General features: G+C 54.3%; 15 protein-coding genes. 8 read left to right on the plus strand and 7 right to left on the minus strand.

Annotated features, from left to right (window positions below; genetic code table 11):
- The first annotated feature begins 40 nt into the window (after positions 1-40).
- From EHN07_RS20135 to EHN07_RS20170, 8 genes are all read left to right on the plus strand, one after another.
- Complete coding sequence (locus EHN07_RS20135; RefSeq protein WP_124025778.1) at positions 41-982, plus strand: D-ribose ABC transporter substrate-binding protein; 942 nt, start codon at positions 41-43, stop codon at positions 980-982.
- Between the two features lie 13 nt (positions 983-995).
- Positions 996-1,598, plus strand: coding sequence for a DUF2291 family protein (locus EHN07_RS20140; protein ID WP_124025779.1), 603 nt, complete (start codon positions 996-998; stop codon positions 1,596-1,598).
- Positions 1,598-3,115, plus strand: coding sequence for a sugar ABC transporter ATP-binding protein (locus EHN07_RS20145; protein ID WP_124025780.1), 1,518 nt, complete (start codon positions 1,598-1,600; stop codon positions 3,113-3,115). The genes EHN07_RS20140 and EHN07_RS20145 overlap by 1 nt, the downstream gene beginning before the upstream one ends.
- A gap of 1 nt (position 3,116) precedes the next feature.
- Entirely contained in the window at positions 3,117-4,217 is a 1,101-nt protein-coding gene (locus EHN07_RS20150; protein WP_124025781.1) for an ABC transporter permease, read from the plus strand.
- A gap of 86 nt (positions 4,218-4,303) precedes the next feature.
- Positions 4,304-5,134 carry a transketolase gene (locus EHN07_RS20155; protein WP_124025782.1) on the plus strand — a complete coding sequence of 277 codons (831 nt, stop codon included), beginning with the start codon at positions 4,304-4,306 and terminating at the stop codon, positions 5,132-5,134.
- Positions 5,127-6,071 carry a transketolase family protein gene (locus EHN07_RS20160; protein WP_124025783.1) on the plus strand — a complete coding sequence of 315 codons (945 nt, stop codon included), beginning with the start codon at positions 5,127-5,129 and terminating at the stop codon, positions 6,069-6,071. Before EHN07_RS20155 ends, EHN07_RS20160 begins: the two co-directional genes overlap by 8 nt.
- Before the next feature lie 2 nt (positions 6,072-6,073).
- A complete protein-coding gene (locus EHN07_RS20165) occupies positions 6,074-7,564 on the plus strand; it encodes an FGGY family carbohydrate kinase (protein ID WP_124025784.1) in 1,491 nt (496 codons plus the stop codon).
- 24 nt (positions 7,565-7,588) lie between these two features.
- Positions 7,589-9,007: an L-fucose/L-arabinose isomerase family protein gene (locus EHN07_RS20170; protein WP_124025785.1), complete on the plus strand. Its 1,419-nt coding sequence runs from the start codon at positions 7,589-7,591 to the stop codon at positions 9,005-9,007.
- Positions 9,008-9,013: 6 nt separating this feature from the next.
- Here the strand turns inward: EHN07_RS20170 and EHN07_RS20175 are convergent, their stop codons facing one another.
- The 7 genes from EHN07_RS20175 to EHN07_RS20205 form a co-directional block, all read right to left on the minus strand.
- Positions 9,014-9,814 (minus strand): YdcF family protein, encoded by an 801-nt coding sequence (locus EHN07_RS20175; protein WP_124025786.1) that lies wholly within the window; start codon positions 9,812-9,814, stop codon positions 9,014-9,016.
- Between the two features lie 68 nt (positions 9,815-9,882).
- Positions 9,883-11,532, minus strand: a complete 1,650-nt coding sequence (locus tag EHN07_RS20180; protein WP_244202438.1) for an alpha-glucosidase — start codon at positions 11,530-11,532, stop codon at positions 9,883-9,885.
- Positions 11,533-13,173, minus strand: coding sequence for a glycoside hydrolase family 13 protein (locus EHN07_RS20185; RefSeq protein ID WP_124025787.1), 1,641 nt, complete (start codon positions 13,171-13,173; stop codon positions 11,533-11,535).
- 89 nt (positions 13,174-13,262) lie between these two features.
- Positions 13,263-14,381 (minus strand): ABC transporter ATP-binding protein, encoded by a 1,119-nt coding sequence (locus tag EHN07_RS20190; RefSeq protein WP_124025788.1) that lies wholly within the window; start codon positions 14,379-14,381, stop codon positions 13,263-13,265.
- A 2-nt stretch (positions 14,382-14,383) separates the two neighbouring features.
- On the minus strand, positions 14,384-15,229 hold the full coding sequence (locus tag EHN07_RS20195; RefSeq protein ID WP_124025789.1) for a carbohydrate ABC transporter permease: 846 nt from the start codon (positions 15,227-15,229) through the stop codon (positions 14,384-14,386).
- Entirely contained in the window at positions 15,229-16,146 is a 918-nt protein-coding gene (locus tag EHN07_RS20200) for a carbohydrate ABC transporter permease (protein ID WP_124025790.1), read from the minus strand. The genes EHN07_RS20195 and EHN07_RS20200 overlap by 1 nt, the downstream gene beginning before the upstream one ends.
- Positions 16,147-17,412, minus strand: a complete 1,266-nt coding sequence (locus EHN07_RS20205; protein WP_124025791.1) for an ABC transporter substrate-binding protein — start codon at positions 17,410-17,412, stop codon at positions 16,147-16,149.
- Positions 17,413-17,676: the final 264 nt, after the last annotated feature.

Consider the following 17,676-nt stretch of genomic DNA (forward strand, 5'->3'; position numbering starts at 1 on the left):
ATAAATCATGTTTGAATATATATTCAATGTGGAGATAAAAATGAAATTTACCCTGGTCAAGACCTCACTCGTTGCTGCACTGCTTGCTTCATCTGCCAATCTCTATGCCGCTGATAATGGGCTGATTGCCATTATTACCCCATCGCATGACAACCCATTTTTTAAAGCGGAAGCCGATGGCGCGCTGGCAAAAGCTAAAGAGCTGGGCTACACCACGCTGGTTGCGTCCCATGACGATGACGTGAATAAACAAAACCAGTTAATCGAGACGGCGATTGCCCGCAAAGCGAAAGCCATCATTCTGGATAACGCCGGAGCAGACGCCACCGTAGGCCCATTAGAAAAAGCGAAAGCTGCTGGCGTTCCGACCTTTCTGATTGACCGCGAAATTAACAAAACCGGCGTTGCCGTAGCGCAAATCGTGTCCAATAACTACCAGGGCGCGCAGCTCGGTGCCGAGAAATTTGCCAAATTGCTCAACGGCAAAGGCAAATACGTTGAATTGCTGGGCCGCCAGTCAGACACCAACGCCCACGTGCGTTCGCAGGGCTATCACGACATTCTCGACGACTACCCGGAGATGAAAATGGTGGCGCAGCAAACGGCCAACTGGAGCCAGACCGAAGCCTTCACGCGCATGGAATCCATTCTGCAAACTCAGCCTGACATCGTCGGGGTGATTTCCGGCAACGACACCATGGCGCTCGGCGCAGAAGCTGCTTTAAAAGCCGCAGGAAAAACCAATGTCATCGTGGTCGGGTTTGACGGTAGCGATTACGTGCGTGATTCGATCATCGCCAAAAGCAATATCAAAGCCACGGTGCTGCAACCCGGTTGGGAACAAGCGCAAATGGCGGTGGTACAAGCAGATTTTTTCCTGAAAAACGGCAAACCGCAGCTACAGGAAAAACAGTTGATGGACTGCGTATTAATTGACGATAGCAATGCCAGTCAGCTGAAAACCTTCAAGCTGGCTAAGTAGTCCAGGAGGCTGTATGTCGCTCAAACAATGGGGTATTGGCTGGTTATGTTGCAGTGCCCTGTTGCTCACTGCCTGCCGGGTGGTGGATCTGGATGAAAACGGGCAACCGATTATTCCGCCAGACCCGAATGCGAAAGCAAGTTTCGCAAACCAGACACCCGCGCAGATAGCGCAACAAACCTGGAACAGCAAAGTACTGACTCCCGCGCAGAGCCATGCACTGGATAGTACGACCCTGAAAACCCGCGCCGCCAACGCCAACAACGAAAGCGTATTCGTCAAAGTACAAGGCAAAGTCGATAGCGTTTCCCTGGATAACGAACGCGAACGCACGTTGACCGTGACCGTCAATGACCAACCGCTGCAGGTGCAGATCGGGCCGATGATCCGCGGCAATGCGATTCGTGATGCAACGGGTTACAAATTTGCGGATTTCACTAATCAGGTGCAGTTTGCGCAGCTGTCAAAAGCTTATAACCGCGAAGCAGCAAAACACCTGCCGAAAGTGGATGAAAGCTGGCAGCAGCAACCGGTCACCGTGGTGATGGCCGTCACCATGCGCAACGGCACACTGAGTGATGCAGCAGCCATTTCACTGGAACGGGGGCAACCATAATGTCGCAAGATCCTATTATTCTGCGCACCCGCAGCATTTCGATGCTGTTTCCCGGCACCGTGGCGCTGGACAACATTGATTACAACGTCTGGCGCGGCAAAGTGAACGTGATTATTGGCGAGAACGGCGCGGGAAAATCAACGTTAATGAAAATCCTGGCGGGCGTGCAGCAGCCGAGCCTGGGTGAAATCGAACTGAACGGTGAAGTCGTTGCGTTCAACAGCACGCGCCAGGCGGCAGCTCATGGGATCGGCATGGTTCACCAGGAACTGAACCTGTTTGAAAACCTGACGGTGGCTGAAAACATTTTTCTCGGGCGCGAATTGCAACACGGTTTATCCCCTATTGATGAAGCCACACAGCAGGCGCGTAGTGCTGAATTGCTCAAACGCCTGGACCAGCCTATTTCGCCAAAAGAGCTGGTCGCCAATCTCAAAGTTGGTCAGCAACAGCTGGTGGAAATTGCCAAAGCGCTGGCTGAAAACGCCGATATTTTAATTCTTGATGAACCCACTTCGGCGCTCAGTAAAACCGAAGTGGAAATCCTGTTCCGGGTGATTCGTGAACTCACCCGCCAGGGCGTCACCATTATTTATATTTCCCACCGCCTCGAAGAGTTAATGGCGATTGGCGACGTGATAACCATTTTGCGCGATGGCAAATTTCAGGCCGAAGCTCAGGTGTGTGATATCGACGTACCGTGGATCGTGCGTGAAATGCTCGGCAGCGAACCGGTATCCAGCTTCCTGAAACCGGGGCGTAAATTTGGAGCCGCGATTCTTGAAGCCGAGCACATCACCTGTGTCAACGCGGCGGGAAATACCGTGGTCGATGACGTAAGTTTCCAGGTGCGCGCCGGGGAAATTGTCGGTATTTACGGGTTGATGGGGGCCGGACGCACCGAACTGTTTGAGTGCCTGCTGGGCACCCAGCGCAGCTATCTGGGCAAGTTATGGCTCGACAGTAAGCCGGTGCCGCCACGGCTGGCGACGGCTGAACGCATCCGCATGGGCATGAGTCTGGTGCCGGAAGATCGCAAACGCACCGGAATATTTCCGATATCGTCGGTTGCCAGCAACTTAACGATTGCCAGTTTATGGCGGCGTTTGCAGCGTGGCTTTGCCATTTCACAGGTCGATGAAACGGCGGTTGTGGCCAGCACCATTGGCAATCTGTCGATAAAAGTGTCTTCACCGGATGTTGAAATTCAGGCGCTGAGTGGCGGGAACCAGCAAAAAGTGGTGATTGGCCGCTCGCTGCTCACCAACCCGAAACTCCTGCTGCTGGATGAACCAACGCGCGGCATTGATGTGGGCGCCAAAGCTGACGTGTTTCGCATGATGGTTCAGCTCTCCGAACAGGGTATTGCCGTGGTGTTTTCCACTTCCGATCTGAAAGAGATCATGGCGGTTTCCGACCGCATTCTGGTGATGTCCGGCGGAAAAATCACCGCCGATATTCCCCGCGAACAGGCCGAAGAATCGGCATTGGTTTCCGCTAGTGCACAAGGGTTCTGATATGAAAATGAATGATACTGTCGCGCTCAACGCCAGACCAGGCTCGCCGTTCAGCTCGCGGGAAAATCTGCTGCTGTTACTGCTCAAGCTGCGCACCTTTATTGCGCTGTTTTTGATTGTCGGTTTCTTCGCCATCATGGTGCCGAACTTCCTCGCCATGGGCAGTATGGTGATCATGATTAAACACATCGCTATCAACGCCTTCCTGGCGCTCGGCATTACCTTTGTCATCATCACCGCCGGTATCGATCTCTCGATCGGCGCAACGCTTGGATTGTGCGGCATGATTGCCGGCTGGCTGATCACCAAAGGCATTGTGCTGCCGATGTTCGGCATCGCTATTTTTCCGAGCGTCTGGGTGATTGTGCCGCTGGTTTTGTTGATTGGCGGGCTGATTGGCGCAACCAACGGCTGGATTATTACCCGCTATAACGTCGCACCGTTTATCTGCACGCTGGGCACTATGTACGTACTGCGCGGCGCGGCGATGTTGACCTCAGGTGGCGAAACTTTCCCGGGTCTGTCCGGCAACCCGCAGCTTGGCAACACCGGTTTTGATTTGATTGGCTCCGGCACGCTGTTCGGCATTCCCTGGGCAATCTGGATGATGATCGTGCTGGCGCTGGCGATTGCCTATGTCGCCCGCCGCCTGCCTTTTGGCCGCCATGTCTATGCGATTGGCGATAACGAACGCGCGGCTGAACTTTCCGGGGTAAAAGTCCGTCAGGTCAAAATTTGGGTCTATACCCTTTCGGGGCTCTGCGCCGCCATCGCTGGGATTGTGGTTTCCGCGCAGTTGGTTGCCAGCCATCCAGCAAACGGTACGGCATTTGAGATGAACGCTATCGCAGCGGTAGTGCTTGGCGGTACTTCGCTTGCCGGTGGGCGCGGCACCATTCTCGGCACCCTGGTCGGCGCTTTTGTGATTGGTTTCCTGGCCGATGGCTTAGTGATGATGGGCGTGAGCGAATTCTGGCAAATGGTCATCAAGGGAATCGTGATTATCGTGGCGGTTATCATCGATCAGATGCAGAACCGCATGCAGCAGAAAGCCGCGGTCGTGGCACAAAAAGCGCTGATGGAAAGCAGCGGGAAAGTGTAGCCCGTCACAAATTCTGAACGGCGGGTATTTTTTTACCCGCATGGAATAATTATTCATCTATGATTTTTAATGCATGAGGTAACGCTATGAATCCGTTCGCCCTGTCAGTTACGGATCTGGAAAAGAGAGCGCGCGCCGTCCGTCGCCGCATCGTCCTGCTCAATGCCCACAGCCCGGCTGGCGGCCATACCGGGGCTGATCTATCGCAGGTAGAAATCTTGACCGCCCTGTACTTCCGGATACTGAATTGTTCGCCGCAGCTGATTAACAGCGATGAACGTGACATCTACATTCAGTCTAAAGGCCATGCGGTAGGCGGTTATTACTGTGTGCTGGCTGAAGCCGGGTTTATTCCCGTGGAGTGGCTGCCGACTTATCAGCATGCCGACTCTCACCTGCCCGGCCACCCGGTGAAACACAAAACGCCGGGTGTTGAACTGAATACAGGTGCGCTCGGTCACGGCCTGCCGGTCGCCGTTGGCATCGCGCTGGCGGCCAAACGCAACAACAGCCAGCGCCGCGTCTTTGTGGTGACCGGCGATGGCGAACTGGCTGAGGGTAGCAACTGGGAAGCGGCGCTGGTCGCGGCGCATTACCAGCTCGATAACCTGATCATCATTAACGACAAAAACAATCTACAGCTCGCGGGCTCGACCAAAGAGATCCTCAATACCGACCCGCTGGATGAGAAATGGCGCGCGTTCGGCATGGAAGTGACCGAGTGCCGTGGCAACGACATGGCTGATGTGGTCGCCACAATTGAAGGACTACAGCCACAGGGCAAACCGCATGTGGTGATTGCCAATACCACTAAAGGCGCGGGCATCTCCTTTATTCAGGGACGCGCCGAATGGCACCACCGGATCCCAAAAGGTGACGAAATCGAACTGGCGCTGGAGGAACTGAAAGATGAGTAATAGCGAACATCTGGCCACCGTAATGGTGAATGCCTTTATTGACGCCGTCGACCGCGGCATAGACCTGGTGCCGGTGGTGGCAGACTCAACCTCTACGGCAAAAATCGCCCCGTTCATAAAGCAATTTCCGGACAGGTTGGTGAACGTCGGTATTGCCGAACAAACTCTGGTCGGTACGGCAGTGGGCCTGTCAATGGGCGGGAAAATCGCCGTCACCTGCAACGCGGCACCGTTTTTGATTTCGCGCGCCAACGAACAGATCAAAGTCGACGTTTGCTACAACAACAGCAACGTAAAATTGTTTGGCCTGAATGCCGGAGCCAGTTATGGCCCGCTCGCCAGCACCCACCACAGCATTGACGACATCGCCGTGCTGCGCGGTTTTGGCAACATTGAAATCTATGCGCCATCGTGCCCGATTGAATGCCGCCAGATTATTGACTACGCGCTGGAACACGTTGGTCCGGTTTACATTCGTCTTGACGGCAAAGCACTGCCAGAACTGCACGACGCAGATTATCAGTTCAAACCAGGTGCCATTAATCAGCTGCGCGAAGGGGAAGATGTGGCGCTGGTGGCAATGGGTTCAACGGTGCATGAAGCTGTCACGGCGGCGGCTCAACTCGCGGACTTGGGTATTAATGCGGCGGTGATCAACGTTCCGTCTATCCGCCCTTGCGATACGGCACAGCTTCTCAGCATGCTTAAAAAATCACGCAGCGTGATAACCGTTGAAGAGCACAACGTGAATGGTGGTGTCGGCAGCCTGGTCGCTGAAGTGTTAGCGGAAGCCGGATGCGGTATTCCGCTGTTGCGGCTCGGAATTGCAGACGGTAGCTATGCTATTGCGGCGGATCGCAAGGAGATGCGTGCTCATCATGGAATTGACGCCGCAGGAGTCACACGTTCCGCCACGGCGCTTTGCAAAGGAGCATAGCCATGTCCAGCCCGGTAATTCTGGCTATTGATGAGGGCACCACTAACGCCAAAGTGGTGGCGGTGAATAGTAACGGGGAAATCTGCACCCGTTACAGTCTCGGCGTGGCAATGACGCACCCGGCACCAGGGCTTGCAGAACAAGACCCCGTTGCGCTGTGGCATGCCGTGTGTGAAGCATTGAGCGGCTGCCTGCAACAACTCGGCTCCGTCACCGTCGCGGGCGTTACGATAAGCAACCAGCGTGAGTCAGTGTTGGTGTGGCAGCGCAATAACGGTCAACCGCTAACACCCGTTGTGAGCTGGCAAGATCGCCGTTCAGAACAAACTTGCGAGCAACTGTTAATGCGGGGCCATGGCGAACTCATCACTCGCCTGACTGGCCTGCCCGTCGATCCCTTATTCCCGGCGGCGAAAATCCGCGCCCTGCTCGATGCTATTCCGGACGGCATGAAACGTGCCGAAGCGGGTGAACTGTGCATCGGGACCATCGATAGCTGGCTGAACTGGCAGCTAACCGCCGGGCATTCCTTTACCACGGATTATTCCAACGCCGCCCGCACCCAGCTGTTTAATATTTACCGGGGCGAATGGGACGACGAATTACTCAAATTATTCGGCATTCCACGGGCGGCTCTGGCGGAAGTGCGCCCTTCCGCCTGTCATCACGGCGAAGTACAAATCAACACCATTGCCGGTTTGCCCATTGGCACGCCAGTGCTGGCACTTATCGGTGACTCACACGCGGCACTCTACGCGCAGCGCAGCGTCTGTGGCCACGTGGTGAAAGCCACTTATGGTACCGGATCGTCATTGATGCTTTCGATCCCAGAACCGGTTAACCGCAGCACTCGTCTGAGCACTACGCTTGCCTGGCATGACGGCGAGCTGAACTACGCGCTGGAGGGTAACATTACCCATACCGGTTCCGGTAGTGCCTGGCTTGGGAACATGCTGGGCATCAGCGATCCGGTAAAACTCACCGAGCTTGCGCAATCTACCGCCACCAACCAGGGGGTCTATTACGTGCCCGCACTTTCTGGCCTCGGTGCGCCGTGGTGGGATTTACATGCCCGCGGCATGATTTGCGGCCTGACGGATGCCGCGACTCCAGCCGTGCTGGCGCGAGCCGCGCTGGAATCGCAGGTCTACCAGATTGCCGATGTCTTTTTCGCGATGGAGCAGGCAACCGGCGAGCGCCTCGAATCACTGTGTGTTGACGGCACGGCCACCCGAAACCGCTGGTTAATGCAGCTACAGGCTGACGTATTACAACGCCCGTTAATTATCCAACCGGCGGCGGAAATCTCCGCACTCGGCGCAACGCTGTTAGCCGGAAAAACTCTCGGCTGGTGGCAGGACGGCACACCTCTTGCGGCGCTGTCCAACTGCGGCGAGCGCTTAATGCCTCAAACAGAACAACAAAAACTCATGCAGCACAATTATAAACAATGGCTTGAAGCGGTAGCACGTTGCCGCTTTCAGCCAAATTAAATCTATTTTGAGCGGAGTGAAGCTATGTCCAGAATCCCAAAACAACTCACCTTCGGGGTGATCATCGGCAATCGCGGTTTTTTCCCAAGTTACTTAGTGGCGCAGGCGCACGAACAAGCCGAAGCCCTGTTTAACAAATTGGGTATTAATACCGTGATGCTCAACGATGGGGAAACCCATCTTGGCGGCGTGGAAACCCGTCAGGACGCCAAAGTGTGCGCCGGGCTATTCCGTCAATATCGTGATGAAATTCATGGCATTGTGGTATTGCTTCCCAATTTTGGCGACGAAAAAGCGGTGGCCGAGGCGATTCGCCTGTCTGGCCTGAATGTGCCGGTACTAATCCAGGCCGAAGAAGATAACCTCGACAAAATGGGCCTGGCGACGCGCCGCGACAGCTTCTGTGGCAAAATTTCCCTGTGCAACAACCTGCGCCAGTACAACATCCCCTTCACGCTCACCACGCAGCATGTTTGCGCGTTAAGCGGTGAAGTGTTCGAACAAGATTTACAGCGCTTCGCGCAAATCTGCCGGGTGGTGAAATCGATGCAGGGCGTGCGTATCGGGGCAATTGGTGCACGCCCGGCCAGCTTTAACACCGTGCGTTACAGCGAAAAACTGCTCGAAAAAATGGGCGTGGCGGTGGAAACCCTCGACCTTTCGGAGATCTTCACCCGTATTAAACACATCAGCGACGGCGACCTGCGGGTGCAGGAAAAACGCGGCATCTTAATTGAAAACGCCGATGCCAGCGGCATTCCCGCCGATAAGTTAACTCAGATGGCAAAACTGTTTGTGGTGATCAGCGAATGGGTAGTGGCAAACGACATCGACACCACCGCTATTCAGTGCTGGACCTCGCTTCAGGAAAACCTCGGCATTAACGTTTGCTCGATTATGAGCGTAATGTCCGGGCAGCTGATGCCGAGCGCCTGTGAAGTCGACGTGATGGGCGCATTATCGATGTATGCCCTCGCCAGCGCGTCGCTTAACCCGGCCTCAATTGCCGACTGGAACAATAACTTCGGCGACGATCGTAATAAATGCGTGCTGTTCCACTGCGGGAACTTTGCCAGCAGTAGCCTGGAATCCCCGTCGATGGGCACCGCCGATATTATCGGCACGACGGTCGGCAAAGAGAACACCTGCGGCGCAGTACATGGTCGTCTGAAAAGCGGCCCGCTGACCTACTTCCGCCTGTCGTCTGATGATTTTACCGGTGAGGTGAAAGCCTATGTCGGCGAGGGGCAATCCGTTGATGATGCGTTAGATACCGTCGGCTGCCGTGCGGTCATAGAAGTGCCGCATCTGGAGAATTTACTGGCGTGGATTTGTAACAATGGCTTTGAGCACCACGTCGCCATGAACCATTCGGCGACGGGTGCGGTGTTGCAGGAAGCATTCAGCAAATATTTAGGCGTGAGCTGCTACCTGCATCGCTAACGGTATTTACAAGCCGCGCTCGCGCATCAACTGCGCCAGCGCGGCGTCATTAACGAGAATTTCCCAGGCGCCGATCGCCGCAGGCGGAATATCGACGTGAGCAATAAAATCGCGCCCTTGCGGCCCGTAGCCTTGAGCATCATCGCGCAGACGTGGAATTTCCCCCAGCAGCAACGAAATATAACGCGCCACCGGCCACAGCCCCTTTTCATGGGGAGTGAATGTCGTCCGGGCCTCATCGCTTGCCAGCACGGGCACAAATCCCGGCCAGCTACGCCATTGCACAGAGTGAGTCTCACCCTGCCAAACCCGCTCAAAAGTGGCAACGGTGCGGCGCTGCATGGTTGGATCCTGAATAATAATGGCTCGTTCCGGCGTGATACCCAGCGCTTGTATTAACCCGTGGGTAAAGCGTGCATTTTCTCCGCAGTTCGTCGACTTCTCTTCCGTCAACACCTTCTCGTGCGGGATCTTCCAGAACTGCGTCGCTATATCTTTGATGATGGCCGCTTCCGCGCGCCCCGTGGTGGGAATGGCGTTATAGCGCGGATGTTTAGCAATGGCGGCGTATAAAAACGTGGTGGAGTGGCCGATACCGCCGGTAATCAACAGCGGCCGTTCGGTATTAGCAGCAAGCTGGCATGCCGCGTCAATGGTGGGGATAACGGCGTTGCCTGCGAGAATAATCATGTCTGCGTCAGACGCCGCTGGCGGCGCGGCAAACTCATGATATGAGAGCCACTCGCCAAGCGTGTTGATGGCATTAATCGTGGTGGCCTGCAAAGCTGGAAATGCTGTCGTCAACATAACCCCTCCTTGTTAAAAACCAGCGCATATCATAACCCAGGCAGCCCCGTGACTACATAAGGTTGCTCTTAGAGCTTATAAACTCGTGCCTCCCACGCATGGAGGCGGTAAGTTTCCTCCACCGGTGCGTAATTCCCCAGCACAAACCGTGCCCCGTCGAGCGAAAGTTCAGCCTCGGACCAGCGAGCAGATTTTGACGACATATTGCACAGTACGACAAATTCCACTCCTTCCAGCATCCGGCTGTAGGCATAAATTTGCGAGTGTCCTTCCAGTTCCAGCACGTAACGACCATAAATCAACGTCCGTTCCTGGCGGCGTAGCTGAATCAATGCACGATAAAAATTCAGCACCGAATCCGGGTCCTGCTGCTGGCTGGCCACGTTGATCATCTCGTAGTTGGCGTTAACCTTAAACCAGGGTTTGGCATCGCTAAAACCGGCATTCGGCCAGGCGTTCCACTGCATCGGAGTGCGGGAGTTATCGCGCCCGGTGTTAGTGAGAAAGGCGATAATTTCCTCTTCGCTTTTGCCCTGTTCCGCCATTTCGCGCCACATATTTTTCGCTGACACATCATCAAAATCTTCAAGCCCCTCGAAACGGGTATTGGTCATACCAATTTCCTGGCCCTGATAGATAAACGGCGTGCCCTGCATCAGGAAATAGAGGGCTGCGATGCAGGTGGCGCTCTCACGCCAGTAGTGTTCGGTATCACCCCAGCGTGAAGTAATGCGCGTGAGATCGTGGTTTTCTACATACAACGCGTTCCAGCCTTTGCCTTCCAGCGCTTCCTGCCAGGCGGTAAATATTCTCTTCAGTGCCGCAGGTTCCGGGCGTAAACCCGCTTCCGGTTCCCATAAACGAACGTGTTCAAACTGAAACACCATATTCAGCCGTCCACGATGCTCCCCCACCCACTCCTCAGCGTTTTCTGCATACAGGCCATTCATTTCACCAACGGTGACAATATCGTAATGCTGTAAAACGTTGCGGCTCATATCGTCGACGTAATCCAGCAGCCCGTCATAGTTAAGGTGGCTTTTCATCGCAGGGGCGTAGCGTAATTTATCAGGGTTAGGAACATCATCCAGCAGCGGCTCTTTTTTCAGGTGCGCGATGGCATCGATGCGGAAACCATCAATACCTTTGTCGAGCCACCAGCGCATCATGTCGTACACCGCGCGGCGCACATCGTGGTTTTCCCAGTTGAGGTCCGGCTGGCGGCGGGTAAATAAGTGCAGATAATATTGCTGTGTTTGCGGGTCAAATTCCCATGCCGAGCCTTTAAAAATGCCTTCCCAGTTGTTCGGTTCTGCCCCATTTTTGCTATCACGCCAGATGTACCAGCCACGTTTCGGGTTATTGCGCGACGAACGGGATTCCAGAAACCACGGGTGTTCATCAGAGGTATGGTTCACCACCAGGTCAATAATCAGCCGCATTCCACGGGCATGAACTTGTTCAAGAAGGCGATCAAAATCCGCCATCGAGCCAAATTCAGCCATGATTTCCTGATAATCGCTGATATCGTAGCCGTTATCGTCATTCGGCGATTTGTACATCGGGCAGATCCAAATTAAATCGATGCCGAGATCTTTGAGGTAATCGAGTTTTTCGCTGATGCCGTTGAGATCGCCTATACCGTCACCGTTGCTGTCCTTAAAACTACGCGGATAAATCTGGTAGGCTACCGCCTCTTTCCACCAGTTTGCCATCATTTACCTCCCGATTAATAATGCAAAGGATTCATAAGGTTGTAGCTCAAGACTGACCGCCAATTGGTCACGTGGGGCATAGTTGCTAATCAGACATTCGCCGTGCCAGTTCTGCATCGTTTGCGGAATATCAAGCGTGAGATGTTCGCGCGTGAAGTTGTTTATCACCACCAGGCGCTCATCACCCAGCGTGCGTAGCCAGGCGAATACCTGCGGATGCTCAGCCAGCACCGGTTCAAAATCGCCATACACCAGCACCGGATACTGTTTGCGCAAGGCGATGAGCTTTTGGTAATGCCAGAGAATCGAATCCGGCTGCTCGAGCGCCGCCGCAACGTTAATTTCATGGTAGTTTGGGTTTACCGCAATCCACGGCGTTCCTTTGGTAAAACCGGCGGATGGGCTGTTGTCCCACTGCATCGGCGTGCGGGCGTTGTCTCGCCCGTTAGCATGGATCCCCAGCATCATCTCTTCATGGCTCATTCCTCCGGCGAGCCGTTCCTGATAAAGATTCAGACTTTCGATATCCCGGTATTCGCCGATCTGCGCGAAGCGAACATTCGTCATGCCGATCTCTTCACCCTGATAGATATACGGCGTGCCTTTCAGGCAGTGCAGCGCGGTGGCAAGCATTTTGGCCGACGGTTCGCGAAACTCTCCTTCATCGCCAAATTTCGATACCGCACGAGGCAGATCGTGATTGCTCCAGAACAGCGAATTCCAGCCCTGATGCGCCAGCGCGGTTTGCCATTTCTCGATAACCGCCTTAAAGCTCGCCAGCTTAAAAGGCTGGCTGCGCCATTTCCCTGCCTGTTCATCCCAGAACTGCTTGATATGGTCGAACTGGAAAACCATCGACAGCTCTTCACGTTCGGCCGCGCTGTAGAGCAGCGCATCTTCCGGCGTCGCGCTCCAGGTTTCGCCTACGGTGACATAATCCCCGTGTCCAAAAGTGGCGCGGTTCATCTGGCGTATCAAGGCATGCAGATGTTTGCCGTTCGCCATGATCTGCGCATCCACCTGTTTGCCGATAAGATCGATTACGTCCATACGAAAGCCGCCGATACCTTTGCCCAGCCAGCGGTTCATCATGGCGTGGACCTCCTGCTGGACGCGTGGATTTTCCCAGTTGAGATCCGGCTGGCGCTTCGAAAACTGATGCAGATAGTATTCACCGCTGGCGTCATCAAAAGCCCAGCCGCTGCCGCCAAAATACGAGCGGAAATCGTTCGGCGGGCCGCCGTCTGCGGACGGTTTACGCCAGATATAAAAATCACGATAAGGGTTATCTTTTGATTTCAGCGCTTCAATAAACCAGGGGTGTTCGTCAGAAGTGTGGTTAACCACTAAATCCATCAGGATATGAATGTTACGCCGTTTTGCCTGCGCAATCAGAGCGTCCATATCCGCCAGGGTGCCAAATTCAGCGGCGATATCTTCATAGTCGGAGATATCGTATCCGTTGTCATCCATCGGCGAGCGGTAAACTGGCGAGAGCCAAATCAGGTTGATGCCAAGCTGTTGCAGGTAGTCGAGTTTGCTGATAATACCGGGGATGTCGCCGATACCATCACCGTTGCTGTCCATAAAACTGCGCGGATAGATTTGGTACACCACCGCATTGTGCCACCATTTTTTTTCCACTGATTTCTCCTTAAAGAATTTACCACTCCCCCTTATCCTCCTCCCAAAGGAGCGAGGGGACAGGATCGCATCGGTCTTCTCCTTCTCCCTCAGGGAGAGGCCGGGATTAAGGGTGAAAATCGCATAAACGCCCGCCCGTCGCTATTGAACAAATAGCAACTCTCCGGCTGTAGCCGCAGGCCGATACGCCGGTCAGGCTTAATTTCAAGTCTTAAAGTATGGCGCATCACCAGGGGTTCGCTACCGTAACCGCTATTAACATACAGCAGCGTCTCGTTACCCATCTGCTCAACAAACAGCACTTCACCTTCAACATCAGCATTCACCAGCTCTGTTATCTGGATATGTTCCGGGCGAATGCCCAGACGCACCGCCTGGCCTTCTGGCACGCCCGCACTATTAACCGGTAAGGTAATATGCTGGCGATTTTCAAGCATCACATCGGTGCGCCGGGCGCTGCCATGCACTAACACGCCAGGGATCAGGTTCATCTTTGGCGAGCCGATAAACTGCGCGACAAACACATTCGCCGGGCAGTCATATAACTCAAGCGGTGTTCCCACCTGCTCGATTTGCCCCTGGTTTAACACCACGATGCGGTCAGCCAGCGTCATCGCCTCTACCTGATCGTGAGTGACATATAAAATGGTGGCGTTGATGCGTTTATGCAGCGCGGCGATTTCCATCCGCATTTGTACACGCAGCGAAGCGTCGAGGTTAGAAAGCGGTTCGTCGAACAAAAACAGACTCGGCTCGCGCACAATCGCCCGCCCTATCGCCACGCGCTGGCGCTGACCACCGGAAAGATCTTTAGGCCGTCGGTCGAGCAGTTGCTCCAGTTGCAGAATGCGCGCGCTTGCACGTACTTTTTCGTCAATGACTTTTGCCGGCAGTTTTGCCATCTCCAGCGCAAACGCCATATTTTGATACACGGTCATATGCGGGTAGAGCGCGTAAGACTGGAACACCATGCCAATGCCACGCTCCGATGGGGAATCGTCGTTCACGCAAACCCCGTTGATGCGCATCTCGCCGCCGCTGATTTCCTCAAGCCCGGCAACCATGCGTAACAGCGTGGATTTCCCACAGCCGGAAGGGCCGACCACCACCACAAACTCTCCGCTGTTGATCTTCAGATCCAGCGGCTTAATTACCTCGGATGAGGTGCCGTAGCGTTTTTGAATTTTATCGAGTACGAGTTGCGCCATGGTTATCCCTTAATCGCTCCACTGGTCAGCCCGCTGACAATGCGTTTCTGGAAGATGAGCACCAGCACGATAATCGGCAGCGTTACCACCACCGACGCCGCCATAATGCTGCCCCACGGCAGCTCAAACGTAGAGGCGCCGCTGAACATGCTGATGGCGACCGGCACCGTACGTTTGTCACCAGAAATGATAAACGTCAGCGCAAACATGAATTCATTCCAGGCGCCGATAAACGCCAGCAGCCCCGTTGTCACCAGCGCAGGTGCCAGAATCGGTGCAAACACGCGGCGGATTATGGTCCAGCTTTTGGCGCCATCGACAATCGCCGCCTCCTCCAGTTCCACTGGAATCGACTTCATAAAGGTCGTTAACACCCAAACGGTAAACGGCAGAGAAAACGTAGTGTAAGAGAGCACTAAAGCGCCGAGGGAATCATACAATCCAAGAAAACGTACCAGTTCGAACATGCCGCTCAGCACCGCCACCTGCGGGAACATCGACACGCAAAGAATAGTGAACAGCAGGAATTTGCGGCCACGAAACTGCACGCGAGCCAGCGCGAAAGAGGCGGTAATTGACACCAGAAGGCAGATGCCGACGGTGATGGTCGCCACCAGAACCGAGTTCAGCAGACTGCGGGCGATGCCGTTTTGCACCAGCGCGGTAACGTAGTTTCCCCAGTGATAGCCGCTCGGAAAATAAGCCGGTAAAAACAGCTCCTGCCCGGTGCGTAACGACGTGATAATGGCGTAATAAAACGGGAATAAGCAGAACAGCACAGCGATTGCGGCACCAGAATAAATCACCAAATTGAGCCCAATTTTGCGCTGCCGACGGGTCGTTTTCATCACCGCGTCTCCTTCTCATTTAAGCGTGAGACGCGGATAAAGCAGGCGGCGATGCCCGCCACCATCATAAATACCAATACCGATGCCGCCGACCCCATACCCATCTCCTGATACGAGATGATTTGCTCACGGGCGTAGCCGGAAACGGACATCGTCGCCTCACTGTTGGAAGTCAGTACGAAGATCAAATCGAAGATGCGCATCGCATCCATCACGCGGAAGATCAGCGCAACAATCATGGCGGGCATAATCAACGGTAGCGTAATGCGCTTAAAGCGTTGCCAGGCGCTGGCCCCATCCACGCGAGCCGCCTCGTAAAGATCGTTGGGAATAAGCTGGAGCGCCGCCAGCAGCATTAGCGCCATAAACGGCGTGGTTTTCCAGACGTCTGTAATGACCACCGCCCACATGGATAACGACGGTTCGGCAATCCATGCCAGATACGCCTCATAGCCGAATATTTTCGCCAGCAAATCGTTTACCACGCCGTACCGATCGTGGAACATCCAGCCCCACATTTTAGCGCTCACAATGGTGGGGATCGCCCACGGCACCAGAATTGCGGTGCGCACTAAACCCTGGCCGCGAAATTTCTGGTTCATCAGCAGCGCCAGCAACATCCCCAGTATCAGCTCGAAGCCAACAGAAACTACGGTAAACCATAACGTGTTACCCACGGCTTGCCACCAGAGCGGATCGGCCAATACCCCGCGACTCTCGCCTTCATGGATAGCGTAATAGTTTGCCAGCCCCACCATTTCGTACCCGGAGGGGTTGTCGAGCATGGCGTTGGTGAAGCTGAAAAAGAAGGTGCGCGCAAGCGGCCAACCTGCCGCCAGTGCAAGCAGTATTAGCGCTGGCGCCACCAGTATCCATGCGGTACGGCGGCGCCGCTGCTGATAGCCTGAATGCAGCAATTAATGCCAGTCCTTACCTTTGACGCGCTCAAGGCGTTTTTGCAGCTCCGCCACGGCGGTCTTGCCGTCGCTGCCCCCGTTGAGCACTTTGAAGGTTACGTTGAAGATGGCGTTAGAGACGCGTGGATACTGACTCTTGGTCGCCGTTGCCGGACGAGGAACGGCGTTAGCAAAGATATCTTTAAACATCGTTAAATGCGGTGCAGCTTCCAGCACGGCTTTGTCTTCATAGAGTGCTGAACGCGTCGGTGCGAAGCCTAAAAATTTAAGCTGCATCTTCTGCGAGTCGGCATCGGTGAGAATTTTCAGCAGCGCAATGGCCGCCTCTTTGTTTTTGGTATTGGCATTAACCGACCACTGCCAACCACCGAGTGCATTCGCCGATTTACCATCCGGCCCGGCTGGCAACGGCGCTACGCCAACTTTACCTTTCAGCGGGCTATCCGCCCCTTGTGAGAGTAAGTACGCATAAGGCCAGTTGCGCATAAACAGCGCGTCACCATTCTGGAACACCGCCCGCGACTCTTCCTCCTTATAGCCTAGCGCCCCTTTCGGCGTAATGTTGCCAATCCAGCCCGCAACCATATCCAGCGCTGCCGCCGCCTGCGGATTGTTAACCGTCACCTTCCCTTTTTCGTCGATAATGGTGCCGCCACCGTAGGAATCAATCCACTCCAGCGCGTTGCACGTCAGCCCTTCATACGATTTGCCCTGGAAGATCATCCCCCAGAAGTTTTTATGCCCCGCCTTGCGCTCTTCGTCCTGAATTTTGGTGGCGATGCGCGTCAGATCTTCCCAGGTTTTCGGCGGCTGCTCCTGGTATTTCTCCAGCAAATCTTTGCGGTAATAAAGCACGCCGGTATCAAGATACGCCGGAACCGCTTTCACCTTGCCGTTGACCGTGTTGTTCGCCCACGGGCCGGGGAAGAAATCCCCTTTCATATCGCTCACCGCATCGGTCAAATCAAGCGTTTGCTTATCCAGCAGCCCGACCCAGATGGTATCCGACTGGAATAAATCCACCGCTTTTTCATCTTTAGCGGCAAACAGTTGTTGCAGCAGCGCAAGTTTTTCATCTGACGCTGCCGGGAATTCGATAAACTCCAGCTTATTGCTGGTCTGTTTTTCAAAACGATCTTTGACGTAGTTGCAGTATTCCTTACCGCCAGGGGAGATTGGGCATTCCATACGCAGAGTGTCGGCAAGCGCGGCGTTAGAAACGCCCGCGAGCGCTAAGGTAATAAGACTTAACGTCAGCTTTTTCATTGTTTCCTCGTTTGTTCAGAACCCAGGAGAGGTGAAAAAACAGCCACATCAGTCCAGAACTTAGTCAACAACCTGGCCTGGCGGCAACTTAGCGCCCTGACCTTTGTGCGAATACTCGACCTGGTGCACGTATCGTTATTTTTTATTTCATTTTTCCCGAAGACGCGCTACACAGCGCGCCTCAGGCTGATGACAAACCCCATGGGTTTCGCAAAACGAACAGAGACCATCAATAAAAAACAAGGAAAATCAATTTATTGATTT

The organism is Buttiauxella warmboldiae, from assembly GCF_003818135.1.
In the GTDB taxonomy this organism is placed as follows: Bacteria; Pseudomonadota; Gammaproteobacteria; order Enterobacterales; family Enterobacteriaceae; genus Buttiauxella; species Buttiauxella warmboldiae.